The organism is Paenibacillus sp. 01T422 (assembly GCF_056398785.1).
Genome location: NZ_JBFTQB010001506.1, coordinates 1 through 668, shown reverse-complemented (window position 1 = coordinate 668; position 668 = coordinate 1). Strand labels below are relative to the sequence as shown.

Here is a 668-nt window from a genome sequence, read left to right as displayed (position 1 = left end):
GTATAGAGATGGCTAGAACTTTGGGGGTGAGAGCATCGGACTTCACCTTCAGTCTAGTTTTCCCTTCCGGATGAATGGTATAAAGAAGTACTTTCAAATATAAGCTTCTTACGTAGGAAAACAATCCGTGCGGCAAGTTCGTTAACGTAAATCCAAGCTGGTTGGCCCCGCGATGGATCATGGTGATTCCATAGATAGCTTTAATATTGCTGTAATGAACATCATTCGATATCTTTGCCGTGTGGGGTAAAACCTCTTTTACAGACCGAATTATTTGCACTGCAAGGTGAACTATGGAATGGGAGTTGATGGCCATACGAAATAACATTTCATTATTGAAATGCAGTTCAATGACGCGATCTCCGCTTACTATTTTTTCTCCATCAGATAATAAAATAGTCTTTCCATGGTAAAGACGCACTCTATAAAACAGTAAAGGATTTTCCGGATCAACAGGTTTCACTCCAAACAAAGCATGAAACAACATATCCCATTTAAACCACAAGTATACGAAAATACGACACAACTGTTACTACATGCTGCTCCCCATACACCGGAGGATTCTTCCGCGCTGCTTTTCCAAGTTCTTCACGCGTTCCGTGGCCTTCACCGTACAATACGGGGTTCGGCTCCCTCTTGTCCCTTTCGGGTTCGATATGTCGATGCGG

The 668-nt window shown here is 42.8% G+C and carries 1 protein-coding gene; it reads right to left on the bottom strand.

What is annotated here, in order from left to right:
- A partial coding sequence (locus tag AC1DUA_RS39865; RefSeq protein ID WP_477504909.1) for a YkoP family protein occupies positions 1-487 on the bottom strand: 487 nt, incomplete at its 3' end.
- Positions 488-668: the final 181 nt, after the last annotated feature.